Here is a 24,300-nt window from a genome sequence, read left to right as displayed (position 1 = left end):
GCGTTTCCGGCAGCCCCGATCTGAGCAATCAGCGTACCGGCAGCCTTTCGCAGACACTATCGTTCCCCAGCATTTTCATATGTCGCTCGACCGCGTCCATGCGGAACGAACGGCCAAGAAGGAGTCCCCGCCGGAGATCGCCGGCGACAGCGGATCTTGCAGGGAGTGGCCCATGAGCCTTGAGACCAGAATTCGCCGCAAATCGTTGCATGACCGGATCGTCACGCCGGAGGCGGCGGCGGCGCTCATCGAGGATGGCATGACGATCGGCATGAGCGGCTTTACCAAGGCAGGCGACGCCAAGGCGGTGCCGTTGGCCATGGCGCAGCGTGCGGCGCAGGAGAAGTTTCGCATCACCTTGATGACCGGGGCCTCGCTTGGGCACGACATCGACAAGATCCTGACGGAAGCGGGTGTTCTCGCACGCCGGCTTCCCTTCCAGTCCGATCCGGCCCTTCGCGCGGCGATCAACCGCGGCGAGGTCATGTTCATCGACCAGCATCTGTCTGAGACCGTCGAGCAACTCCGCTCCGGCCAGATCAGCCCGATCGACTATGCCGTCGTCGAGGCCGTGGCGATCACCGAGGATGGCGGCATCGTTCCTTCGACATCGGTCGGCAACTCCGCAAGTTTTGCGATCCTCGCCAAGAAAGTGATTGTCGAGCTCAATCTCAGCCACAGCCCGGAGCTTGAGGGGCTGCACGACATCTACATCCCGGCGAAACGCCCATCGCGCACGCCGATCCCGGTCGTTGCCTGCGACATTCGCGTCGGCTCGCCCTATATCCCTGTTGATCCGGACAAGATTGCCGCGATCGTCATCACCGAAAAGCAGGACAGTGCCGCGCGCATTTCGCCGCCCGATGCCGAGACCAATTCGATCGCGGGCCACCTGATCGGCTTTCTTCAGGACGAGGTGCGCAAGGGTAGGCTCGACATGACGTTGAACCCGTTGCAGGCGGGTATTGGCGTTATTGCGAATTCGGTTCTGAGCGGCCTCGTCGACAGCCCCTTTCATGATCTGCGCATGTACAGCGAAGTGCTGCAGGACAGCACCTTCGAGCTCTTTGAGGCCGGCAAGCTCAGCTTCGCCTCGGCGGCATCGATGACGCTGAGCAGCGCCTGGGCCGATCGCGTCTTTCGCAACATCCGCGCCTACAAGGACAGGGTGATCCTGCGGCCGCAGGAGGTCAGCAACCACCCGGAAATCATCCGGCGCCTGGGCGTCATCGGCATCAACACCGCGCTCGAGTTCGATATCTACGGCAACGTCAATTCGACCCATGTCGGCGGCACCGACATGATGAACGGCATCGGCGGTTCCGGCGATTTTGCCCGCAACGCCTTCCTGTCGATCTTCGTCGCCAAATCGGTGGCCAAGGGTGGGGCGATCTCGTCCGTGGTGCCGATGGTTTCCCATGTGGACCACACGGAGCATGACGTCGATATTCTGGTCACCGAGCACGGGCTTGCGGATCTCCGCGGGCTGGCGCCGCGCGAGCGCGCGCCGATCATCATCCGCAACTGTTGCCATCCCGCTTACCGCGAGTTGCTGGGGGATTACTTCAAGCGGGCTGTTGCAGCGCGTGCGGGGCAGACGCCGCATATCCTCGAGGAAGCCTTCGACTGGCATGTACGTCGGCTGAAGACGGGCAGCATGTTGCCGGGCGCCTGATGCCTCAATCCCGAGCCAGGTAGTCCATCAAGGCTGACATCGCCGCCGCGGCACCCTCGGCGTCGGCAAGCACGATGGCGTCGATCGCCTCGATGTGGCGGTCGACCGATCCGCGCATTCGCTCAACGGTTGCGTCGGCAAACCAGATGCGTCGAGCGTGCGTCTGCAGCGGGGCGAGGGCGGCCGTCAGGAACGTATTGGGGCAGGCCTCCTCCATCAGTTCATCGAAGACCTTGTCGGCCACGAGGAAGCCTTCGAGATCGCCGGCATCCGCGCATCGGCTCATCTCTGCGGCGCATCCCTTCATGGCTCGTCGTGCATCCGCGTCGGCATGCTCCGCCACCAGGCTTGCCGCCAGCGGTTCCAGCTTTTGACGGGTTTGCATCACATGCGCTCGATCGTCCGGCCCGATTGTCGTTATCTGCAGGCCGACACGCGGGCGAACCTCCATCAGTTCCTGCCAGGCGAGTTTCTGAATGGCTTCACGCACGGGCGTACGGCCATGACCGGCAAGCTCGATCAGCTGCTTTTCCGTCAGCAGCATGCCGGGCACAAGCTTGAGCGTGACGATCAGTCGCTCGAGGGCGAGATAGGCGAGGTGGGCCTGGGAGTGAACCGACATACGCATCCCACAGTTCTGATATATCAGAACGTGGCACAGTTTCGTTTCGATGGCAAACGAACTGATGACCACTAATCAGGAAGGATTATGCTGGTCGAAGTAATCATTATGAGTCGGTAAAAGCTTCAGATTTCAATGGCCTGAATAAAAGTGCTCGTTCGGCCGTTCCAGCCTTGAATGGTGTTGACGAAGAGGAAACTGCTTGTCAGTCTTCTCTAAAAAGAACGTCGGACATCGACGTTGAGGGGCTTGGGCTGAAGGTGGGTGCGTTTCTGGTCTGGTCGCTGATTGTGTTTGCGGGGCTGCTTGCCGTCCCGGCGGTCAGCCATACGAACGCGCAGACGACGTTCTCGCTGATGGCGTCCTCGATGGCTTTCGTCGGAATGGCGATTGCGCAGTTCATGGCGGCACGTCCGCCCGTCATCGAACCGCTGTTCGGCGGGCTCGACCGCATCTATCACCTTCATCGCCGGATCGGCATCTCCGTGCTGATGCTCATTCTCGTCCATTATTTCCTGACGCCTGATTTCAAGGGGCTGTCGTTCACCAGCGGTTTGAACCAGCTTGCTGCCTCCGCCGGCAAGTATGGCTTCTACGGGCTGACGGCGCTGCTTGTTCTCAGCATCGTCAAGATCATCCCGAAGACCAGAATCGAGATACCCTATCACCTGTGGCGTTATACCCATCGGTTCATCGGGCTCTTGTTCGCGCTTGTCGCGTTCCACCAGATGTTCATCAAGCGCCCCTATGACAGCACGGCGCTGCTGGCGGTCTATCTCAATGCGTTCGCAGCACTCGGGATCCTCAGCTACGCCTATACGCAGCTTCTGCCGTGGCTGAGGACGCGATGCTACGAGGTTTCCGAGGTCGAAAAGCACGATGGTGCGACGATCATTTCGGCGCGTTCAAAGGGGCGCGCGCTGAGGGCCAAACCGGGGCAGTTCGGTTTCCTGCGTGTCCTGAAGGCTGGTCTGCGCGAGCCGCACCCCTTCACAATCGCCGACATCGATGGCAACGGCACGGTGCGCTTCGCCATCAAGCCGCTCGGCGACTATACGCAGGCGTTGCGCGATCAGATTGCTGTCGGCGACCGGTTGAAGCTCGAAGGCGGATACGGCCAGTTCAATCACCGACGCGGGGCGAAGAAGCAGATCTGGCTTGCCGGAGGTATCGGGGTCACGCCGTTTCTCGCCATGGCCAGCCATTTGAAGGGCGATGAGGACCAGGACATCCACATGGTCTATTGCGTGCGCGACCGAAAGGAAGCCATCGGCCTTGAAACCTTCGAGGCGCAGGCGGAAAAGCTCGGCAACTTCAGCTTCGTGCTGCACGATTCGGCCACAGACGGGCGGCTGGACGCGGCCAAACTGGCGGCGGGCAGCGTCATCGATCCGGGCGAGGCCGATCTTTGGTTCTGCGGTCCTGCGCCGCTGCGGGAGGCGATCGTCAAAGGGTTGAAAGAGCTTGGAAAGAAGCCGCGTCGCGTAGAGTTCGAACAGTTTCAGTTTCGATAGCAGTTTTATTGAAGATTTTTGGATTAAGGGAGTACGGCCATGCGCAGTCTGCGTGAAATGCGAGCGAACGTCTCGTCAGGTGCCGGCATCCGCAATAGGCACGCACTGGCTCTGGCCGCCGGTCTGCTGGCCGCCATGCTCTGTCCCGGCGTCGCATCGGTGCGCGACGCTTTCGCCGAGGACGCCTTCTCGACCTACAAGGCGAATGTCGAGAACGGCAAGTACATGTTCAACGCCGCTGGTTGTGGCGCCTGCCACGGGTCGGGCGACGAAACTGGACTGCTGTCCGGCGGCATGGAGATGAACACGGCGATCGGCACTTTCTACGCGCCGAACATTTCGCCCCATGCCAACGGCATCGGTGGCTGGAGCAACGCCCAGTTCCTCAACGCTGTCATGGTCGGGCTTGATCGTGACGGCAACAATCTCTACCCGGTCATGCCCTACACATCCTATGGCGGTATGAAGCCGGAGGACGTGCTCGATATCAAGGCTTACGTCGAGACCTTGCCGCAATCAGACGCCGTCTCGAAGGAACATGAGATCGCTTTTCCTTTTAGTCGGCAAACGACCATAACTCTCTGGAAACGCAGCAATTTCACAGTTCAAGCCTACCAGCCGCGCGAAGCGTCGCAGATGGAGCGTGGCCGTTACCTGGTCGAAAATGTCGGTGGCTGTGGCGACTGTCACACGCCGCGCACGACGACTTATGGGCTCGACCTGGAAAGAGCTTTTCACGGCGAGAAGGGGCTGACCGGTGCGGTCGCACCGGATATCGGCAAGGCGAAGATGGCGGGGCTCACTGCGCCGGAAGTGTTTACCACGGGCCTTATAGACGAAGGCAAGAAGCTTTCGGGCGCACCGATCAGCGACCCGGTCATGCGACGGATCGCCAAGGGACTTTCGATACTCAGCGACGACGATCGTCGCGCGATCTACGCGTTCCTGTCCGATCGCGAGGTGAAAGCACCGGCGCCGGTGGCGCAGTCTGTGACGGCAGTGTGCAAGGAGACCACGGCCTCGACGGCGCTGACCGGCGACAATGCCGAACTCGCCCAACAGGCCGATGCCTTCATCGGCAAGTATTGCCGCAACTGCCATGGGCCGGGTGAAAGCTCTCAAGGCAGCTACCCCGCCGGTGAGCTGACGTCGATCGCCGCCGATGCCAATTTCGTCACGCCGGGCAATGCTGCGAAATCGCGCCTCTTCACCTCGGTCACCAGCGGCCGCATGCCGCTTGGCAAGCGCCCGACGGACGAAGAGGTCAAGGTGCTCGAGGACTGGATCAATTCGCTCAGCGAAAAGAACCTGCCGCAGACGGCAGCCACCAAACCCGCCCGATCGCGCCCGATGCTGTCCCATGACCAGTTCGTCGAGGCGGCGCTCAAGGACATTTCCAAGGTCAGTGCGCTTGATCGTCAGCACATGCGCTATTTCTCCTACCGTGACCAGTATAACGGCATGATGGGTTGCGAAGACGACGCCACGTTCATGAAGCGCATGGACGTGCTGGCCGGTGGCTTCAAGAAGCTGCTGAATTCCTTGTCCTATGGCCCGAAGCTGGTGGTGCCGGCGGAGGTGGACGGCACCAATGGTCTGCTCGTCCGGGTCGATCTGCGCGAGCTGCAGTGGGATAACGCTGATTACGATTTCCTGATCAAGCGCTATTTCTACGGCGTTGATCCGACGAGCGATGCGTCGCTTCAGGCGCTTTCCACCGAGACGCATACGCAACTGCCGATCATGCGGATCGACTGGTTCATGAGCAATGGCGCCCGGCCGGAGGTCTATAACAGACTGATGAAGCTGCCGACGCATATTCGCGAGCTGGAAACGCGCTTCAAGATCGATGTCGACGACAACATAAGGCGGCGTAACGTTCTGCGTGCCGGCTTTGCTGACGGTTCGTCCGGCGTATCGGACCACAATCGCATGCTCGAGCGTCACGACATGCCGTTTGGCGGCTACTATTGGAAATCCTACGATTTCGCCGGCGATGTCGGCAAACAGGTGCTCAAGCGTTTTCCGCATGGACCCAAGGAGTTGGGTGCGCTCGATGCCGGCCTTGTGCCGTTCGAGCACGACGGTGGCGAGATGATCTTTTCACTGCCCAACGGCATGCAGGGTTATTATCTGTCGACCGCGGCAGGAAAACAGCTCGATGTCGGGCCGACGACCATCGTTTCGTTCCGTGACCGGCCGATCGGCAAGGGCGTGGAGATCGTCAATGCCCGCTCCTGCTTCGATTGCCACGCCGATGGCATTCTGTCGAAACGTGATCAGTTGCGCGAGCATATCGCCACGTCGACGCTGTTCAGCAAGGACCAGCAGGGCGTGCTGTTGGCCATGTACGTGAAGCAGGAGGAGCTGGACGAGGCCTACCGCAAGGACCGCGAACGCTTCGTCGAGGCTCTGCAAAAACTCGACGTAACCGAACCGACGCCGGATGGCGGGCTTCAGAGCAAGCACGCACCCGGCGACGCCGAGATCGTCACCTACTTTGCCGACAAGTATGAAGATGAGCTCGACTTCGATGCTCTGGCGGCGGAGTTCGACATGACGCCGCAGCAGTTTTCTGAGGCGATCAAGCGAGTAGCGGAAGTGGATGTCCTGCGTCTCGGGCTTGATTGGGTCACGACGCTCGAAGCTGGCGGGACTGTTCCGCGCAACGAGGTCGAACAGCAATATGCCCTGTTGCTGGAGCCGCTCGCCCAGCGGCGCCCGCTCGATACCAGCACGATCGTCGTTGCCGGCACCGAGCAGCAGTCGGAGGAAAAACCGCAATCCGTAGCCGCAGCCGCGCCTGACTATCGCAAGCAGGAGAAGGCTGGCGGCACCAAGCTTGAGCTTGCCTTGAAGGTGCCGACGACGACGGCCAAGGTCGGTGACCAGCTGTCGTTCGAACTCAGCGTCAATCAGGCCTGCGAACTGCAGATCCTCTATGTCGAGGAAAACGGCAATGTCGAAATCATCCCAGATGAGATGATCGGCCACACGACGCTGCAGCCCGGCGAAAGCAGGCTGATCCCGCAGCCGGGAACCGGCACGCTGACCTTCGATATGGCAGCGCCCGCCGAAACCATGCTGGCCTTCTGCCGGGTTGGCGGTCTGGCCGATCAAAGGCTCACGGTGGAGAAAGCGCGCGCATTCGTCGCCCAATCGAAGTTGCCGCCGACGCGCGGATTGGCGGTCAATCTCGCGAAGAAGGCGCAGGCCGACAACGGCGCCAGCAGCGTGCAGATGGTAACTTTCGAGATTAGAGAATAGCGGATGCGCGATGGATGAATTGATGAAAGGGTTGATCGTCGCATCCGCAATGCTTTTGCCGCCCGCTTACCCGGCGCGCGCCTGCGACGCGTTAGTGAAAACCTCGGAGGCTCTCAACAGGGGCGACGAGGTCGGGGCGCGGGCAGCGGCCGCGCCGGAGCGCACGAATGCATGTTCGAGTACCGAGGCAGCGCTTACCCGGCGTGTAGCGGCGCTAGCAACGTTCAATCGCATCGCCAACGCAGTCGGGGCCGGTGCCAGGCTCGATACTTTCGAGGGTGAGCTTGAAGCTGTGCTGAGCGACGTCGGTGGGCCTTGGCAGATCCTCGACGCGCTCGGCGACATCGACCGGGAGCGAAAGAACTATGAACGTGCGGCAACCTATTACCAGCAGGCACTTGAGGATGCGGCCAACGAGGAACTGACGCCCGAGTGGATGGCGCCGGACAAGGCTTACATTCTGCGCCTCGATCGGCTCGCCTCCGAGATGCGGCTTGCAGCAATCAAGCCGGTGAAGCTTGCGATGCGCGGCGCCTGCAAGTTCTCCTATCGCGGTGTCTCGATCAGAAAGAAGGCGACGCCCGTTCGCTATGTCTTCGGAACAGCCGAGTTCACGCCTGAAGGGTTGCAGTCGGCAAAGGATTTGTTCGAGTGCCTGAAATCGGCAAAGGCGGATGCAATTACCTTGATCGGCCATACTGATCCGATCGGCAGCGCTGAGGCGAACCTGAAACTGTCGTTGGCAAGGGCCGAGGCGCTTGCCAACTATCTTGTCGGTGCTGGCTACAAGGGCACCTGGACGACGATTGGCAAGGGCGAGGAGGAGCCGTTCAAACCGGATGATCCGGGTGCCTACGACGAAGCGATGCTACATCAGTTGGATCGCCGCGTCGAAGTTGATGTGGAGAAATAGGCTGTGCTGCGCAAGGCTCTGATTTCGTGCGCTTTCTTTAGTCTAGCGGGTCTGCCGGCGCTGGCGGCCACGTCGGCGCTTGTCGTCGGCGTCGACGTCTATCCGCATGAGGTCAGCCTCGATGGCGCGGTCAAGGATGCGCGCGACGTTGCCCAGGCACTGAAGACGGCGGACGTCGGCACCATCCGCGAATTCATCAACGAAAAGGCGACGAAGGACGCGATCCGCGCCGGCTGGCTGGAACTTGTCGGTGCCGCGACAAAAGGCGACATGATCATCTTCACTTATGCCGGTCACGGCGCCCAGATGCCGGAACTTGTCGCCGGCAGCGAGCCGGATGGGCTTGATGAGTTTCTGGAGTTGCCGGGATTCGATCGTAGCCGGGCCGAGGAGACGGCAAAGGAGATCATCGTCGACAATGAACTCAATGCCTGGTTCGCGGAAGCTGAGGCCAAGGGTGTCCAGGTGCTGTTTGTCTCCGACAGCTGTTATTCCGGCGGCATGAACCGATCGATCTCCGGCAAGACGCGGCTCGCACCGACGGTGCGGGCGCAGTTGCCGCCGCCGTCGCAAGAGGCGGTTTCCGGCGCGGCGGTGAAGGATGCGGACCTGTCGCAGGTGACTATCCTTGCCGCATCGCTTGAGAGCCAGCTGACACCGGAGGTGGTGATTGAAGGCGAGCCGCGCGGCGCGCTCAGTTGGAGTTTCGCCCGCGCGCTTGAGGGGGCCGCCGATCGCGATGGCGACGGGCTGATTTCGCGGGTCGAACTCGAGGATTACGTCTTCTCCAACGTCAAGCTCCAGTCCGAGGCGCTGCAGGTGCCGAACTTCACACCACAGGTGCCGCGATCGGACAGGGAGATCGTCCTGTCGCTGCCGAGAAGTGCGGCGCTGGCAGACGGCAATGGTGCAGCAGCAACAGGCCGGTCGTCAAAGCTGAAGCCCGCCCGAGACATGGGTTGGACAGGAACGCTGGCGCTCAGCGTCAACGGCACAGCGCCGACGCTTGAAAATGTCGGTGGCAGCGGTGTTCCCTATCGATGGGATGCCACGAGCGGCACATTCTACACGCCGAACGGCGACGTTGCCGGCGAACATGTCGCTGCCGACATGGTGCAGGGTGTGGTCGATAAATTCATCCTTCTTGATTTCCTGAAGGTGCTTGCCGCGCAGAACCCGGGCAAAGTCTCGCTGACGCCGGTCAAGGACATCTATTCATCAGGCGACCGCCTGAACTTCGACGCTCCGCAGTCCGGATACGCGAACATGCTGGTGTTCAATCTGGCTAATACCGGGGAAGTCCAGCTTCTCGATGCCCAGGTCTCGGGCTCCGGCAGCCATGTGTTCAAGCTCAGGGACCTGGAGGTGGTCAAACCTTTTGGCGCCGATCATCTTGTGGTCGTCTCGACAAACGCCCCGATCGATGCGGTGGTTGCTGCTTTATCCAGCCCAGGCGTCGAGGCATCCGAGTTTCTGCGCCTTCTGGAAGAGCGGCTGGACGGCACCGACAGTGCCGTCGCTATCCAACCGCTCTACACGCGGGAGCGCGGGCAATGACCGCGGACATCGGTGTCTGGCGTTTCCTGCTGCCGCTCATGGCGCTGGGGACCTGTTCGCCTGTCTTGGCTGCGGACCGGGCCTTGCTCATCGGGATAGGAAACTATCAGAACCTGCCGCCGAAGCTGTTCCTGCACGGCCCGAAAAACGACCTCGTTGCCATGGAAGGATTGCTGACAGGCACACTCGGCTTCGATCGTTCCGCGATCCGAGTACTGAAGGATGAGCAGGCGACGGGCGCGGCCATCCTGTCGTCGATCGAAGAATGGCTGGTCGCGGGCACGCAGCCCGGTGACCGGGCCTATCTCTATTATTCGGGTCACGGTCTTCAGGTGACGGATCTCGATGACGACGAGGACGACGGCATGGATGAGGCGCTGGCGCCATTCGATCTGGTCGCCAAGAACAAGGATTGGGATGGCGCCATCACTGATGACGAGCTCGATGCCATCCTCGAACGCTTGAAGGGCAGGGCGGTGACCCTGGTGATCGACGCCTGTCACTCTGGCACGATCTCGCGGTCGCTCTCCAACGATGTGTCCGCAGGCATCGACGGCGCGCGTTTCCTACCGCGCCCCGTGGCGAAACCGGTGGAGCAGGCACTGACGCGCGGGCTGCGGATCGATCTCGGCGTCGTCGACAAGCCGGCCCACGTCAACGAAAGCGGTACCGTTGCCTGGAGCGCAAGCGCGCCCTATCAGGTGGCCTGGGACGATGTGCGGCTGCCCGTCGAAAGCCGTCACGGTGTCTTCACCGCGGCCTATGTCGCCGGGCAGATGGGGGCGGCGGCGGACGCGAACGCCAATGGCCTGACCAGCAACGCCGAGCTTTTCGAATATGTCACGGTGCAATCTGCCGCTTACTGCGCCTCGCAGAAAAAATGCGAGACCCTCGACCCGCAACTGGAGACGAAGGCGCAGAACCTCGGTGCCAGTGCCATAGTGCCGGTACAGGCGCGTGCGGATGCGAAGGCTCGGTATCAGCCCGTTACCGGCAGCAGTACCGGCCAGGTAAGCTATCAGGATGCGAATGCAATCGATGCGGTCGGCGATATCGTCGGCAAGGCCGACGCTGGTGACGTGACCCTCGGCATCGACAGGCCAACGTCGATGAAGGCCGGTGACGTGTTCAAGCTGACGGTCGCAAGCAAGATTGCCGGGAGCCTCATCCTGCTCGACGTCAATGCAGAGGGCGCAGCAACCCAGATCTTTCCCAACGAGTTCGCGCAGAAGATTACCCCACTCAGCGCCAACGTGCCTTTGACACTGCCGGACGAATATTACGGCTTCGACTTCGAAGCATCGGGCGAAGGTGAGAGTGCGTTCGTTGCCCTGGTGGTCAACGATCCCGTTGATCTGGCGGCGGTCGCGCCGAAGGCACGGGGACTCAAGGTCGAGCTCCGCGCGCGCGAGACCTTGAGCGAAATAGTCTCGCGGTTGCAGAAGACCTGGACCGAGGACCTGGATAAGCGCGGCATCCGCTGGTCGGTCGGTATGCTGCGCTATCACGTCGAGTGACCGCATTTCACGACGGCCAGATAGCAAAAAAGCCCGCCGGAAAGGCGGGCTTTCTGTTTGAAGTCTAGCTCGGATGCCTAGTGCAGGATCTGGCTGAGGAAGAGCTTGGTGCGCTCATGCTGCGGATTGTCGAAGAACTCGGCAGGCGAGTTCTGTTCGACGATCTGGCCCTGGTCCATGAAGATCACGCGGTTGGCGACCTGGCGGGCAAAGCCCATTTCGTGGGTCACGCACAGCATGGTCATGCCTTCTTCAGCAAGGCCGACCATCGTATCGAGCACTTCCTTGACCATTTCCGGGTCGAGCGCCGAAGTGGGCTCATCAAACAGCAGGATTTTTGGCTTCATGCACAGCGAGCGGGCGATCGCCACGCGCTGCTGCTGACCGCCCGAAAGCTGGCCTGGATATTTGAGGGCCTGCTCTGGGATCTTGACGCGCTTCAGGAAGTGCATCGCGATTTCTTCGGCCTGCTTCTTCGGCATCTTGCGAACCCAGATCGGTGCAAGCGTGCAGTTTTCCAGGATAGTCAGGTGCGGGAACAGGTTGAAGTGCTGGAACACCATGCCGACTTCGCGGCGCACTTCATCGATCTTCTTCAGGTCGTTGGTGAGCTCGATGCCGTCGACGACGATCTTGCCCTTCTGGTGCTCTTCCAGTCGGTTGATGCAGCGGATCATCGTCGATTTGCCGGAGCCCGACGGGCCGGCGATGACGATACGCTCGCCCTTCATGACCTTCAGGTTGATGTCACGGAGAACGTGGAAGTCCCCGTACCATTTGTTCATTCCGTTGATTTCGACCGCAACGTCGGTCGCGGATACGGTCATCTTGGAAGCAGTGGCTGTATTTGCCATGCGGTTCCCCCCTTTTATCGTTTATGGGCCGTGTCGAGCACACGTTCCATGAAGCCTGAATAGCGCGACATACCAAAGCAGAAAAGCCAGAATATGAAGCCTGCGAAAATTAGCCCGGAGATCGGCGTGACCGCCGAGGCCCAGTTGGCATCCGAGAAGTTCAGCCGGACGATGCCGAGCAGATCGAACATGCCGATGATCGAAACCAGCGACGTATCCTTGAACAGTCCGATGAAGGTGTTGACGATGCCGGGGATCACCAGCTTCAGCGCCTGCGGCAGCACGATGAGGTTCATCTTCTGCCAGTAGCTGAGGCCGAGCGAATCGGCACCCTCATACTGCCCCTTGCCGATCGCCTGCAGACCGCCGCGCACCACCTCGGCCATATAGGCGGAGGCGAAGAACGACACGCCGATCAGCGCGCGCAGGAACTTGTCGAAGGTCACACCCTGCGGCAGGAACAGCGGCAGCATGACACTGGCCATGAACAGAACGGTGATGAGCGGGATGCCGCGCACAACTTCGATGAAGAACGTGCACAGCATCTTGATCACCGGCATGGTCGATTTTCGGCCAAGCGCAAGCAGGATGCCTAGGGGCAGCGATACCGCGATGCCGACGAACGACAGCACCAGCGTCACCATCAGGCCGCCCCACAGTGGGGTTTCGACGAAGGTCAGACCAAACCAACCGCCTGGCAAAAGGATAAGCGACAGGATCGGTAGCACGACGAGAAGCAGGATCGCATTAATGTTCTTGTAGGGGACCTTCGGGATCAGCATCGGCGTCAGGAACAGGATGAACAGGATGCCGATGAGGGCCGGCCGCCAGCGCTCCTCGATCGGGTAACGCCCGAAGAGGAATTGGTCGAACTTGGCATTGACGAAGGCCCAGCACGCGCCGCTCCAGCCGTCCGGCTGCGAGCCGCCCTGTGCGACGGTGGCGCAGACCCCACGCCCGCCGCCCGTCCAGGCGGCATCGATGAAGAGCCATTGCACTGCCGGCGGTACGAGCCAGGCGAGCACGAGCAGGCTTATGATCGTAAGAATCGAATCCTTCGGCGTCGCAAAGAGGTTCTTGCGAAGCCAGTAGGCAAGGCCGCCCGTCAGTATGGGAGCGGGTGCAGCCTCGATCATCGAAGTGCGGACGAAATTTCCCTGGTGCGTGTTCATGATCTTACCTTTCCACCAGGGCCATGCGGGCATTGAACCAGTTCATCAGCAAGGACGTCGACAGGCTCAACGACAGGTAGACGATGATCCAGATCGACACGATCTCGACCGCTTGACCAGTCTGGTTGAGGATCGTTCCGCCGACGGCAACCAAGTCTGCGTAGCCGATGGCGATCGCCAGCGACGAGTTCTTGGTCAGGTTGAGATACTGGCTGGTGAGTGGCGGAATGATGATCCGCATCGCCTGCGGCACGACGACGAGGCGGGTCGTGAGACCGGGCCGGACGCCCAGCGCGTGGGCTGCCTCGGTCTGTCCCGTTGACACGCCACGGATACCTGCCCGAACGATTTCGGCGATAAAGGCTGCGGTATAGAAGGAAAGCGCCAGGAACAGCGACAGGAACTCCGGTCCGATGACCGAGCCGCCGGTGAGGTTGAACTTGCCGGCGACCGGCACGTCGAAGGTGATCGGCGAACCCGTTGCAAGGAAGACAAGGAGCGGGAGGCCGACGACGAGGCCTAGCACTATCCACAGAACCGGGAGGCGCTGTCCGGTTGCTTCCTGCTTGATGCGCGCATAGCGGGCCACGAAGAAGCTGGCGATGACGGCGATCACGAACGCGTAGAAGACATACTGCGAGCCGTCGCCGAAGACCGGCTTCGGAAAGGCAATGCCGCGGTTGTTGAGGAAGATGTTGAGCGGCAGCGCTGCCGATTCCCGCGGTTGCGGAAGCACGGCCAGAACGCCGCTGTACCAGAAGAAGATGACCAGCAGCGGCGGGATGTTGCGGAACACTTCGACATAGGCGAGTGACAGTTTCGCGATCAGCCAATTGTGCGAGAGCCGCCCGATGCCGACAATGAAGCCGATGATCGTTGCGGTGATGATGCCGGTCACGGCAACCAGCAGCGTATTGACGAAACCGACGACGAGCGCGCGCCCGTAGGTGGAATCGCTGGTATAGGCGATCAAGGACTGTCCGACGTCGAAACCGGCACGCCCCTTGAGGAAGCCGTAGCCGGACGCGATGTTCGCACGCTTGAGGTTTTCGATCGTGTTGTCCGCTATCCAATAGACGACGGCAACGAGGATAACGACGGTTATGACCTGGTAAAATATCCCGCGCACTTGCGGGTCGTTGATGAACGAGCCCGAAGGTTTGCTCTTCTCAGGCGTAGTTGTGACGCCAATCGCCATGCAATGCCTCTTTCCCCTTGTCACCCTTTTGGGTGTTTTTATCGTTGGGATGGGGAAGCGGCGTGCCGCTTCCCCCTTTCGTGTCGGGCCGTCTTAACGGACCGGAGGAGCGTACTGAATTCCGCCCTTGCTCCACAGCGCGTTGAGGCCGCGTTCGATCTTCAGCGGGCTGCCGGCGCCAATGTTACGGTCGAAGACTTCGCCGTAGTTGCCGACTGCCTTGATGACGTTGACGGCCCATTCGTTGGTGAGGCCGAGGTCGGTGCCGATCTTGCTGTCAGCTTCGACGCCGAGGAAGCGCTGAACGTCCGGGTTGGTGGACTTCTTCATTTCTTCGACGTTTGCCTGCGTGACGCCGAACTCTTCGGCCTGGATCAGCGCGTAGTGAACCCAGCTGACGATATCGAACCACTGGTCGTCACCCTGGCGGACGGCCGGACCAAGCGGCTCCTTCGAGATGATTTCCGGCAGGATCATGTGATCGTCGGGCTTGGAAAGCGTCAGGCGCAGCGAATAGAGGCCCGACTGGTCGGTGGTGTAGACGTCGCAACGACCGGCGTCATAGGCCGCGTTCACTTCGTCGAGCTTTTCGAAGACGACCGGGTTGTACTGCAGGTTGTTGGACTTGAAATAGTCGGCAAGGTTGAGCTCGGTGGTGGTGCCGGTCTGTACGCAGACGGCGGCGCCGGAGAGTTCGAGGGCCGACTTAACGTTCAGGCCCTTGCGGACCATGAAGCCCTGGCCGTCGTAATAGTTGACCGGGCGGAAGTTGAAGCCGAGAGCGGTGTCGCGGTTGATCGTCCACGTGGTGTTACGGGCAAGCACGTCGACTTCACCGGACTGCAGGGCCGGGAAACGTTCCTTGGCCGAAGTGGGTGTGTATTTTACCTTGGAGCCATCCGCGAAGATCGCGGCAGCGATCGCCTTGCAATAATCAATGTCGAATCCGCTCCAGTTGCCCGAAGCGTCCGGGGCAGCGAAGCCGGCGAGGCCGGTATTCACGCCGCATTGGACAAAGCCCTTGGCCTTCACGTCATCGAGTGTCGCAGCCGAAGCCGCATGTGCGCCAATCCCCATGACAGCAGCGCCAACGAGGGCTGTCAGAATTCTTCTTGCCATTTTTAGAACCTTTTTCTGTTGTCGTTCGTTCCCGTCTGCACCAGCGCGTCTCCCTGCGCGTGCAGCCTCCGCCACCCTCATGGCGCGAGTGCAATCTATCTCATGCTCAAAATCAATGAGGGTCAAGAGACGTCGCCGATTTTCTGAACTTGCGAGTAAAAAACCTGAAATAAGCCAGAAGTTTAGGCAGGTTTTGCAGAGAACGGGCAATTGCTGGGCGAAAATTCGTCAATGGCTGCTGCTTTCGGTCGCAAAGCGCCTTTGTCGGATTTTGCCACTTGACCGCGGTTGTAGGGCGTTCGAAGAGTTCCGGATCGGTTTTTCAACATCGGAATATTCAATGGCAGACAGCGGCAATGTGAATGGCAAGATGGGTATCAACACCCGACTGGCCCATACCGGAAACAAACCTTCCGACTATTTCGGTTTCGTCAATCCACCGGTCGTTCACGCGTCCACGGTGCTGTTCCCGAACGCCAGGGCGATGGAGACGCGCGAGCAGAAATACACCTACGGCACCCGTGGCACACCGACGACGGATGCGCTCTGTGACGCGATCAACGAGCTCGAGGGAGCTGCAGGCACGATCCTCGTTCCCTCGGGCCTTGCTGCCGTCACCGTGCCGTTCCTCGCCTATCTCTCGTCCGGCGACCATGCGCTCATCGTCGATTCGGTCTATTTCCCGACCCGGCATTTCTGCGACACGATGCTGAAGCGTCTCGGCGTTACCGTCGAATATTACGACCCGATGATTGGCGCTGCGATCGAAAGCCTGGTTCGCCCGAACACGCGCCTGGTTCATACGGAGGCGCCAGGCTCCAATACGTTCGAGATGCAGGATATCCGGGCGATAGCCGACGTCGCGCACCGCCACGGCTGCGTTGTCACCATGGACAACACCTGGGCGACACCGGTCTATTTCAAACCGCTCGACCATGGCGTCGACGTGTCGATCCATGCTTCCACCAAATATCCCTCAGGCCATTCCGACGTGCTGCTCGGCACGGTCTCCGCCAACGCCGCCCATTGGCCGGCGCTGACGGAAGCCATGGTCACGCTCGGCGTCTGCGTGTCTCCGGATGACAGCTACCAGATCCTGCGCGGGCTGCGCACCATGGGCATCCGCCTCGAGCGGCACCAGGAAAGCGCGCTGTCGCTCGCCACGTGGCTGGAAGGCCGTGATGAGGTTGCCCGCGTTCTGCATCCGGCGCTTCCGAGCTTCCCCGGCCACGACCTCTGGAAGCGCGATTTTACCGGGGCGAGCGGCATCTTTTCCTTCGTGCTGAAAGCTGAAAGCCCCGAGCGCTTCAAGGCGAAGGCGCACGCGTTCCTCGATGCGCTGTCGCTGTTCGGCCTTGGATATTCCTGGGGCGGCTTCGAAAGTCTGGCGCTTCACGTTGGCCTGTCGGATCGAAAGGTGGCGTTGGCGCCGACCGAGGGGCCGGTCCTTCGCCTGCAGATCGGTCTTGAGGATGTTGCCGATATTCGCCGGGATATCGAGGCGGGACTTGCCGCAGCAAGGGCAGTCTGACCGTTTTTAGCGTTCGGGAGCGCCGTAGCCGTAGAGCCAATCGAAATCGGCTGCGAGCGCTTCCGGACCCTTCATCGACAGGACGATATCTCGCCCGAGCCGGAACGGGCCGCGGGCGTGGTAGGCGAAGCGGTTGAAAGCGGCGCGGCGGCGCACTTGGGCGATGCGTGGCCGGCGTGTGGCCTCGAAGGCCCTCAGCGCTTCGCTGATGTCGTTTGCGCTGCTGAGGCAGGCTGCAAGTGCGTCTGCATCTTCGATCGCCATGGCAGCGCCTTGCGCCGCAAACGGCGTCATCGCATGGGCAGCGTCCCCGATCAGAACGATCTTTCGCCCATCCTGCCAAGCGCCGTCAGTCACTGTGCAAAGTGGCCAATAGGTCGGCGCGTCGGCGTTTTTCAGCAATGTTTGCAGGCCGTTGTTCCAGGTTGAGAAGGCGTCAAGGTAGTCGCGACGCCTGACTTCGGAATCCTTGCCGACCCAGACGCCGTCGGTTTCCTTGCCTTCGATGATCGCAACCAGGTTGAAGCCGCCAATTTCTCGCAGGGGATAGGCGACAAGATGCGCCCGTGCGCCAAGAAAGGCGGTAACGCGATCCGGCTGCAGAAGGTTGTCGGCGGCAGCGCGCGTGACCGTCAAGCGCCAGGCGACATTGCCCGAAAACTGGACGGTGCCAGCACCCGCAATCGCATTGCGCAGGCGCGACCAGATGCCATCGGCACCGATGATCAGCGCCGGCGTCCGCCCGGTAGTGGAGGCAATCGCCTGTTCGGCATCGCCTTCGATGCGGTGTCCCAGGTGGAGACGGCAGCGCGGCTCGGCCGTCACGGCGGCAATCAGGATTCGTTGAAGGCTTGCCCGGTGTAACACGCCGTAGGGCGCGCTCCAGCGGTCACGGGCAAAACGCCCCGAGGGAACGCGTGCAAGCGCGCGAAGCGACTTTCCATCGACGAGCGTGATCGCATCCGGCTCGGTCCAGACGGATTCGAGCGCGTCGAGCAAGCCGAGTTCGCTGAGGATGCGCGATGCATTCGGGGAAAGCTGAAGCCCGGCGCCGACTTCGGTCAGAACGGCCGCCTGTTCGATAATGTCGACGTCGAAGCCGCGATGCGCGAGGCACAGGGCCGCCGTGAGCCCGCCGATGCCGGCACCGACGATCGCGACCGCGGTTGACATCCGCGCGGGTATCAGGTCGCCTGGAAGGTGAAGAGACAGCCCGGCGGGTTGGTTTCGGTCGCCTTCAGCTTCGGATTGTAGCGATAGAGCGTCGAGCAGTAGGAGCAGACCTTTTCATTGTCGTCGCCCATGTCGATGAAGATGTGCGGGTGGTCGTAGGGAACGGACGCGCCGGTGCACATGAATTCCTTGACGCCGATCTCGATTGCCTGATGTCCGCCGTCATTCTGGAAATGGGGGATGCTGTGGCCGGCCATGTCATGCTCCGATGTATGCAAGTCTTTGAGGGTCGAATTTGCCGGCACCATAGTGAGCTTTGTTGCAAAAGTGTAGCGGCAAACACGCCGCACCTGTGGTTTTTGCCGGGCCGGGGTTCCCCTCTACGGGACGACAAATTAGGTTGCGCCAAACCGATGCCGCCTCAAGGACCAGAATGATGGATCTCAATCCGCCGCCATTTTCGCACTTCACGCATGAAGGGCTGGATATCGCCTTCTTCGACGAGGGCGATCCTTCCGGTGCGCCGATCCTGCTCGTTCACGGCTTTGCTTCGAGCGCCAACGTCAACTGGGTTTTTCCCGGCTGGCTGAAGACGCTTGGCGATGCCGGTTACCGGGTAATCGCGTTCGACAACCGTGGCCATGGCAAAAGTAGCAAGCCATACGATCCAGCCCTCTACCATCCCCAGCAGATGGCCGGCGATGCGGTCGCACTGCTCGGGCATCTCGGCATCGCAGAGGCGCATGTGATGGGCTATTCGATGGGCGCGCGCATCTCCGCATTCCTGGCGCTTGCCCATCCCGACCGCGTGCGCTCTCTGGTGTTCGGTGGCCTCGGTATGGGCATGGTCACCGGGGTCGGCGATTGGGACCCGATCGCCGACGCGCTGGTTGCGCCGTCGCTCGATGTGGTGACGCATGCACGCGGCCGCATGTTCCGCGCGTTTGCCGACCAGACCAAGAGCGATCGTCAGGCACTGGCCGCCTGCATATCGACGTCGCGTGACCTTCTGACCGCCGAGGATATGGGCCGCATCGACGCTCCGACCTTGATCGGCGTCGGCACAACGGACGATATCGCCGGCTCGCCGCAGGAACTTGCAGACCTGATGCCGAATGCCTGTGCGCTTGATATTCCGGGCAGGGACCATATGCTTGCGGTCGGTGATCGGGTGTTCAAGAAGGCGGTACTCGAATTTCTCGAAGAGGTGGGGCGAGCTTAGGTGTGTCTACGACCTCTGGTCGAACTGTGGCCCGGCCATTTATGTCCTGCCGGATTTCCCCTATATTGAAGGCATCGACCGATTAAGAAGGAGTGCGACGATGGTCGCGACGACCGAACTTCGTCAGACGGAATCCCTCAAGTTGATGGACCCGATCTGGAGCAGCCTGCGCGAGGAGGCCCGTCTTGCCGCCGAGCAGGATCCGATGCTGGCAGCGTTCCTCTATTCGACGGTCGTCAACCAGCATTCGCTGGAAGAAAGCGTCATCTACCGTATCTGCGAGCGCCTCGATCATCCCGATCTGCAGGCGAACCTGCTGCGGCAGACATTTGCCGAAATGCTGGAGGATTGGCCGGAATGGGGCGCGATCCTGCGCGTCGACATCCAGGCCGTCTACGATCGAGACCCGGCCTGCACCCGCTTCCTTGAGCCCGTGCTTTACTTCAAAGGCTTTCACGCGATCCAGACGCACCGTCTCGCCCATTGGCTCCTGAAGCGCGGGCGCCGGGATTTCGCGTTCTATCTGCAGAGCAGGGCATCCAGCGTCTACCAGACCGACATCAATCCGGCTGCCCGGATCGGCCGCGGTATCTTCCTCGATCACGCCACCGGGCTGGTGGTCGGCGAAACCGCTGTCATCGGCGACAACGTTTCAATCCTGCATGGGGTCACGCTTGGCGGCACCGGCAAGGAAGGCAGCGACCGTCATCCGAAGATCGCCGACGGCGTGCTGATCGGTGCAGGCGCCAAGATCCTCGGCAATATCCACATCGGCCACTGCTCGCGCATTGCTGCCGGCTCGGTCGTCCTCAAACCGGTGCCGCCGAAAACGACGGTTGCGGGCGTTCCCGCCAAGGTCGTCGGCGAAGCCGGGTGTTCCGAACCGTCGCGCCAGATGGACCAGATCCTGAGCAGCTTCGAAATTTGAACCATCGGGAACCGGTGCGTAGCTGCTTTCGAGGGGTTTACACCCGCCAATGCAGCGTGCGAGAAGCGCCGCACATCAAAAACGGCTACGGAGAAGACATTTGAAGCCCGAAGAAATCCGCAAGCTTGAAGCCTACCTCAAGCGCACGTTCAACCAGTCGATGGTCGTCAAGGCTCGCCCGAAGAAGGACGAGTCGGCTGAAGTCTATCTCGGTGACGAATTCCTCGGCGTCGTCTTCCGCGACGAAGAAGATGGCGAACTGTCCTACAACTTCTCCATGGCGATCCTTGACATCGACCTCTAAGTCGCTGATCGATGGTTTCAGGAAATGACCCGGTGGCGAGCGATCGCGCCGGGTTTTTCAATGCTTTCATGTTTTTTCAGGGCGTAAAGTCGAAGAATTTTGAACGTCGGCTGCGTTTTTTCATCAAGCTGTTGCAAGTATTGTGTTTTATTGCACTGCACGCTGGACTTGACTTTTTGTGCAGTGCACATAAACTAAAGCCTTCAGATCAGGCCGTCACTAAGGAGACACCCGATGTTCAACTTCGATGATGCAAACAAGAAAAGCAAAGAAGCCATTGACGTGGCTGTGAAAAGCTATTCCGCCTGGACCAAGGGCCTTCAGGCCATTGCGACCGAGGCTGCCGATTTTTCCAAGAAGTCCTTCGAAGACAGCGTTGCCCATGTGGAGAAGCTCTCCAGCGTCAAGAGCGTCGAGACGGCCTTCGAACTGCAGACCAATTTCCTGAAGTCGAGCTATGAAGGCTTCTTTGCCGAGGCAACCAAGATCGGCGAGATGTATGCCGACCTCGCCAAGGACGCCTACAAGCCGTACGAAGCGCCGGTTGCCAAGGCAACCGCAGCGGTCAAGGCTGCTGCTGCCGCGTAACGCAACGGATCATTGCCGTCATTTGGAAGGCCGGTCGCCGATACAGCGACCGGCCTTTTTGCTGTTTCGCGCACTTCGCGGTGGATCGAAGAAAGTTGATCAATCTTCTGCCTCTCCGTGCGATTATGATTGCAGTGCGTTGGTTCGGTCTTAAAATCTAGAAACGAACCATTAGATAAAGGGCAAGCACGCTGCGGCCACATCAGATGGATCCGCGGCTTGTACTAAGGAAAAGACACGAATGATCGCCATGCCGGTCCGGATGCAGCAAGGAAGCGACGACGAAGGAGGCGGAAGCAATCGCAGCACCTCCGTCATCACGCGCACCAAGCCGAAGACCAAGAAGCCGAGTTTGTATCGCGTTCTGCTTTTGAATGACGATTACACGCCAATGGAGTTTGTCATCCACATTCTGGAACGTTTTTTTCAGAAGAACCCGGAAGAGGCGACTCGCATTATGCTCCACGTCCACAATCACGGTGTGGGGGAGTGCGGCGTCTTTACGTACGAAGTCGCCGAAACGAAGGTGACGCAGGTGATGGATTTCGCCCGCCAGCATCAGCATCCGTTGCAATGCGTCATGGAAAAGAAATGAGGAACTAACGTGCCAACATTTTCGCCCAGCCTCGAAAAGGCGCTGCACCAGGCACTGACTTTTGCCAACGAGCGCCACCACGAATATGCGACGCTTGAGCATCTGCTTCTGGCATTGATCGACGATGCCGACGCAGCGGCCGTGATGGGCGCGTGCAACGTCAATCTCGAGACGCTGCGCAAGACCGTGACAGATTATGTCGACAACGAATTGTCGAACCTGATCACCGGCTATGACGAGGATTCGAAGCCGACCGCCGGTTTCCAGCGCGTCATCCAGCGCGCCGTCATTCATGTCCAATCGTCCGGACGCGAGGAAGTGACGGGGGCGAACGTTCTCGTTGCCATCTTCGCCGAGCGCGAGAGCCATGCCGCCTATTTCCTGCAGGAGCAGGAGATGACGCGCTACGACGCGGTCAACTTCATCTCGCACGGTATCGGCAAACGGCCGGGAAGCTCCGAGGCACGTCCGGTGCGCGGAGCTGAGGAACACGAATCCGAGCAGAAGCCTGCACGCGAAAACGAAGAGGCAAGCGCCAAAAAGCAGCAGGATGCCCTGACGGCCTATTGCGTCAATCTCAACGAAAAGGCGAAGTCCGGCAAGATCGATCCTCTGATCGGCCGCCACGCCGAGGTCAACCGCACGATCCAGGTTCTCTGCCGCCGTTCGAAGAACAACCCGCTCTATGTCGGCGACCCCGGCGTCGGCAAGACGGCGATCGCCGAGGGCCTTGCCAAGCGCATCATCGAAAAGAAGGTGCCGGAGGCGCTCCAGGACGCGACGATCTTTTCGCTCGACATGGGCACGCTGCTGGCCGGAACGCGCTATCGCGGCGATTTCGAAGAGCGCCTGAAGCAGGTCGTCAAGGAACTCGAGGACTACCCGGGTGCGGTGCTGTTCATCGATGAAATCCATACGGTCATCGGTGCCGGCGCCACCTCAGGCGGCGCTATGGATGCGTCGAACCTGTTGAAGCCTGCGCTTTCGTCGGGCGCGATCCGCTGCATCGGGTCGACCACCTACAAGGAATACCGGCAGTTCTTCGAAAAGGACCGCGCGCTGGTGCGCCGCTTCCAGAAGATCGACGTCAACGAGCCGACGATCGCCGATACCATCGAGATCATGAAAGGCCTGAAGCCCTACTTCGAGGATTATCATCATCTGAAATACTCGAACGAGGCGATCAAGGCGGCGGTCGAGCTTTCGGCCCGCTACATCAACGACCGCAAGCTGCCGGACAAGGCGATCGACGTGATCGACGAATCCGGTGCAGCCCAGATGTTGCTGCCGGTCAGCAAGCGCCGCAAGCTGATCACCGAGCGGGAGATCGAAGCCACCGTCGCGACAATGGCCCGCATTCCGCCGAAGACCGTCTCCAAGGACGACGAGGCGGTGCTGGCCAACCTCGAGAAGGAACTGCGTTCCGTCGTCTACGGCCAGGATCTGGCGATCGAGGCGCTTGCCTCGTCGATCAAGCTCGCCCGCGCGGGCCTGCGTGAACCGAACAAGCCGATCGGCTGCTACGTCTTCTCCGGTCCGACCGGCGTCGGCAAGACCGAAGTCGCCAAGCAGCTTGCGACGTCGCTCGGCGTCGAGCTCCTACGTTTCGATATGTCGGAATACATGGAGCGGCACACCGTATCGCGTCTGCTCGGTGCACCTCCCGGCTATGTCGGCTTCGACCAGGGCGGCCTTCTGACCGATGGCGTCGACCAGCATCCGCATTGCGTGCTGCTGCTTGACGAAATCGAGAAGGCGCATCCAGACCTGTTCAACATCCTGCTGCAGGTCATGGACCATGGCTCGCTCACGGATCACAACGGCAAGAAGATCGACTTCCGTAACGTCATCCTGATCATGACGACCAATGCGGGCGCTTCGGAAATGGCACGGGCCGCTATCGGCTTCGGGTCGTCCAAGCGCACCGGCGAGGACGAAGAAGCGTTGAACCGCCTGTTCACGCCCGAGTTCCGCAACCGTCTCGATGCGGTCATCCCGTTCGCATCGCTGCCGACGCCGGTTATCCATCAGGTCGTGCAGAAGTTCGTCATGCAGCTGGAAACCCAGTTGGCCGAACGCAACGTCACGTTCGATCTGGCGCCCGATGCCATCGCGTGGCTTGCCGAGAAGGGCTACGACGAGAAGATGGGTGCGCGGCCGCTCGCCCGCGTCATCCAGGAGCACATCAAGAAACCGCTCGCCGACGAGATTCTGTTCGGCAAGTTGAAGAAGGGCGGCGTACTGCGCGTGACGATCGGCACGAAGGCCGACGGAACCAAGGGGTTGCTGCTTGATGCCGTTCCGGAAACGGCGCCAATCAGGCCGAAGGCGGAAGTGACCCGCCCCGCGATGAAGAGCGCCAAACCGAAGAAGGCCGAGGAAAAGGAAGCCGTCGGCGCTGAACCGGCACCGAAGGCCAAGCCGAAGAAGGTAGCAACCAAGTCGTCTTCGGACGACGACGGTAAGGCTGCCGGCGAGGCGAGCCCACGAAAGGGCAAGACGGTGCCGAAGGTGCCACGCAAGAAGTAGCCCGATCGGGCATGATGTTTGG

The 24,300-nt window shown here is 60.6% G+C and carries 21 protein-coding genes; 14 read left to right on the top strand and 7 right to left on the bottom strand.

The window, feature by feature from the left end; genetic code table 11:
• Positions 1–172: 172 nt before the first annotated feature.
• Entirely contained in the window at positions 173–1,675 is a 1,503-nt protein-coding gene (locus IB264_RS25415; RefSeq protein WP_025426792.1) for an acetyl-CoA hydrolase/transferase family protein, read from the top strand.
• A gap of 4 nt (positions 1,676–1,679) precedes the next feature.
• Here the strand turns inward: IB264_RS25415 and IB264_RS25410 are convergent, their stop codons facing one another.
• On the bottom strand, positions 1,680–2,297 hold the full coding sequence (locus tag IB264_RS25410) for a GntR family transcriptional regulator (RefSeq protein ID WP_025426793.1): 618 nt from the start codon (positions 2,295–2,297) through the stop codon (positions 1,680–1,682).
• Between the two features lie 260 nt (positions 2,298–2,557).
• On the opposite strand from IB264_RS25410, the gene IB264_RS25405 reads away from it, so the two are divergent.
• The 5 genes from IB264_RS25405 to IB264_RS25385 are packed head-to-tail and all read left to right on the top strand — an operon-like array spanning position 2,558 to position 11,065.
• Positions 2,558–3,811: a ferric reductase-like transmembrane domain-containing protein gene (locus IB264_RS25405; RefSeq protein ID WP_025426794.1), complete on the top strand. Its 1,254-nt coding sequence runs from the start codon at positions 2,558–2,560 to the stop codon at positions 3,809–3,811.
• 39 nt (positions 3,812–3,850) lie between these two features.
• Complete coding sequence (locus IB264_RS25400; protein WP_025426795.1) at positions 3,851–7,078, top strand: c-type cytochrome; 3,228 nt, start codon at positions 3,851–3,853, stop codon at positions 7,076–7,078.
• A gap of 22 nt (positions 7,079–7,100) precedes the next feature.
• Positions 7,101–7,991 carry an OmpA family protein gene (locus tag IB264_RS25395; RefSeq protein WP_158407844.1) on the top strand — a complete coding sequence of 297 codons (891 nt, stop codon included), beginning with the start codon at positions 7,101–7,103 and terminating at the stop codon, positions 7,989–7,991.
• A 3-nt stretch (positions 7,992–7,994) separates the two neighbouring features.
• Positions 7,995–9,548 (top strand): caspase family protein, encoded by a 1,554-nt coding sequence (locus IB264_RS25390; protein WP_025426797.1) that lies wholly within the window; start codon positions 7,995–7,997, stop codon positions 9,546–9,548.
• Positions 9,545–11,065 carry a caspase family protein gene (locus tag IB264_RS25385; RefSeq protein ID WP_025426798.1) on the top strand — a complete coding sequence of 507 codons (1,521 nt, stop codon included), beginning with the start codon at positions 9,545–9,547 and terminating at the stop codon, positions 11,063–11,065. Before IB264_RS25390 ends, IB264_RS25385 begins: the two co-directional genes overlap by 4 nt.
• A 77-nt stretch (positions 11,066–11,142) precedes the next feature.
• On the opposite strand, the gene IB264_RS25380 is transcribed toward IB264_RS25385, so the two are convergent.
• The 4 genes from IB264_RS25380 to IB264_RS25365 all read right to left on the bottom strand — a co-directional run bounded on the left by IB264_RS25380 (position 11,143) and on the right by IB264_RS25365 (position 15,408).
• Complete coding sequence (locus tag IB264_RS25380; protein ID WP_025426799.1) at positions 11,143–11,919, bottom strand: amino acid ABC transporter ATP-binding protein; 777 nt, start codon at positions 11,917–11,919, stop codon at positions 11,143–11,145.
• Positions 11,920–11,933: 14 nt separating this feature from the next.
• Positions 11,934–13,091, bottom strand: a complete 1,158-nt coding sequence (locus IB264_RS25375) for an amino acid ABC transporter permease (RefSeq protein ID WP_025426800.1) — start codon at positions 13,089–13,091, stop codon at positions 11,934–11,936.
• A gap of 4 nt (positions 13,092–13,095) precedes the next feature.
• The gene (locus IB264_RS25370; RefSeq protein WP_025426801.1) at positions 13,096–14,289 is read right to left on the bottom strand and encodes an amino acid ABC transporter permease; all 1,194 of its coding nucleotides are present in this window, start codon (positions 14,287–14,289) and stop codon (positions 13,096–13,098) included.
• Between the two features lie 93 nt (positions 14,290–14,382).
• Entirely contained in the window at positions 14,383–15,408 is a 1,026-nt protein-coding gene (locus IB264_RS25365; protein ID WP_025426802.1) for an amino acid ABC transporter substrate-binding protein, read from the bottom strand.
• 340 nt (positions 15,409–15,748) lie between these two features.
• On the opposite strand from IB264_RS25365, the gene IB264_RS25360 reads away from it, so the two are divergent.
• Positions 15,749–16,939 carry a cystathionine beta-lyase gene (locus IB264_RS25360; protein WP_025426803.1) on the top strand — a complete coding sequence of 397 codons (1,191 nt, stop codon included), beginning with the start codon at positions 15,749–15,751 and terminating at the stop codon, positions 16,937–16,939.
• Between the two features lie 6 nt (positions 16,940–16,945).
• On the opposite strand, the gene IB264_RS25355 is transcribed toward IB264_RS25360, so the two are convergent.
• Both IB264_RS25355 and IB264_RS25350 read right to left on the bottom strand, forming a co-directional pair.
• Positions 16,946–18,112 carry an FAD-dependent monooxygenase gene (locus tag IB264_RS25355; RefSeq protein WP_025426804.1) on the bottom strand — a complete coding sequence of 389 codons (1,167 nt, stop codon included), beginning with the start codon at positions 18,110–18,112 and terminating at the stop codon, positions 16,946–16,948.
• 11 nt (positions 18,113–18,123) lie between these two features.
• Positions 18,124–18,369, bottom strand: coding sequence for a zinc-finger domain-containing protein (locus IB264_RS25350; protein WP_025426805.1), 246 nt, complete (start codon positions 18,367–18,369; stop codon positions 18,124–18,126).
• A gap of 179 nt (positions 18,370–18,548) precedes the next feature.
• Between IB264_RS25350 and IB264_RS25345 the strand changes: the two genes are divergently transcribed.
• The 7 genes from IB264_RS25345 (at position 18,549) to clpA (ending at position 24,278) form a co-directional block, all read left to right on the top strand.
• Complete coding sequence (locus IB264_RS25345) at positions 18,549–19,334, top strand: alpha/beta fold hydrolase (RefSeq protein ID WP_025426806.1); 786 nt, start codon at positions 18,549–18,551, stop codon at positions 19,332–19,334.
• Positions 19,335–19,434: 100 nt separating this feature from the next.
• A complete protein-coding gene (gene cysE, locus IB264_RS25340; protein WP_025426807.1) occupies positions 19,435–20,262 on the top strand; it encodes a serine O-acetyltransferase in 828 nt (275 codons plus the stop codon).
• A gap of 100 nt (positions 20,263–20,362) precedes the next feature.
• Positions 20,363–20,566 carry a DUF3126 family protein gene (locus IB264_RS25335; RefSeq protein WP_003535016.1) on the top strand — a complete coding sequence of 68 codons (204 nt, stop codon included), beginning with the start codon at positions 20,363–20,365 and terminating at the stop codon, positions 20,564–20,566.
• Between the two features lie 32 nt (positions 20,567–20,598).
• The gene (locus IB264_RS25330) at positions 20,599–20,817 is read left to right on the top strand and encodes a hypothetical protein (protein ID WP_128090394.1); all 219 of its coding nucleotides are present in this window, start codon (positions 20,599–20,601) and stop codon (positions 20,815–20,817) included.
• The gene (locus tag IB264_RS25325; RefSeq protein ID WP_025426808.1) at positions 20,801–21,154 is read left to right on the top strand and encodes a phasin family protein; all 354 of its coding nucleotides are present in this window, start codon (positions 20,801–20,803) and stop codon (positions 21,152–21,154) included. The genes IB264_RS25330 and IB264_RS25325 overlap by 17 nt, the downstream gene beginning before the upstream one ends.
• Before the next feature lie 241 nt (positions 21,155–21,395).
• Positions 21,396–21,749 (top strand): ATP-dependent Clp protease adapter ClpS, encoded by a 354-nt coding sequence (clpS, locus tag IB264_RS25320; protein WP_025426809.1) that lies wholly within the window; start codon positions 21,396–21,398, stop codon positions 21,747–21,749.
• A gap of 9 nt (positions 21,750–21,758) precedes the next feature.
• Entirely contained in the window at positions 21,759–24,278 is a 2,520-nt protein-coding gene (gene clpA, locus IB264_RS25315; RefSeq protein ID WP_025426810.1) for an ATP-dependent Clp protease ATP-binding subunit ClpA, read from the top strand.
• Positions 24,279–24,300 lie beyond the last annotated feature (22 nt).

The sequence above is a fragment of the Ensifer sp. ENS11 genome, assembly GCF_014851895.1.
Taxonomy (GTDB): domain Bacteria; phylum Pseudomonadota; class Alphaproteobacteria; order Rhizobiales; family Rhizobiaceae; genus Ensifer; species Ensifer canadensis.
This window is presented reverse-complemented; position numbering and strand designations above follow the sequence as displayed.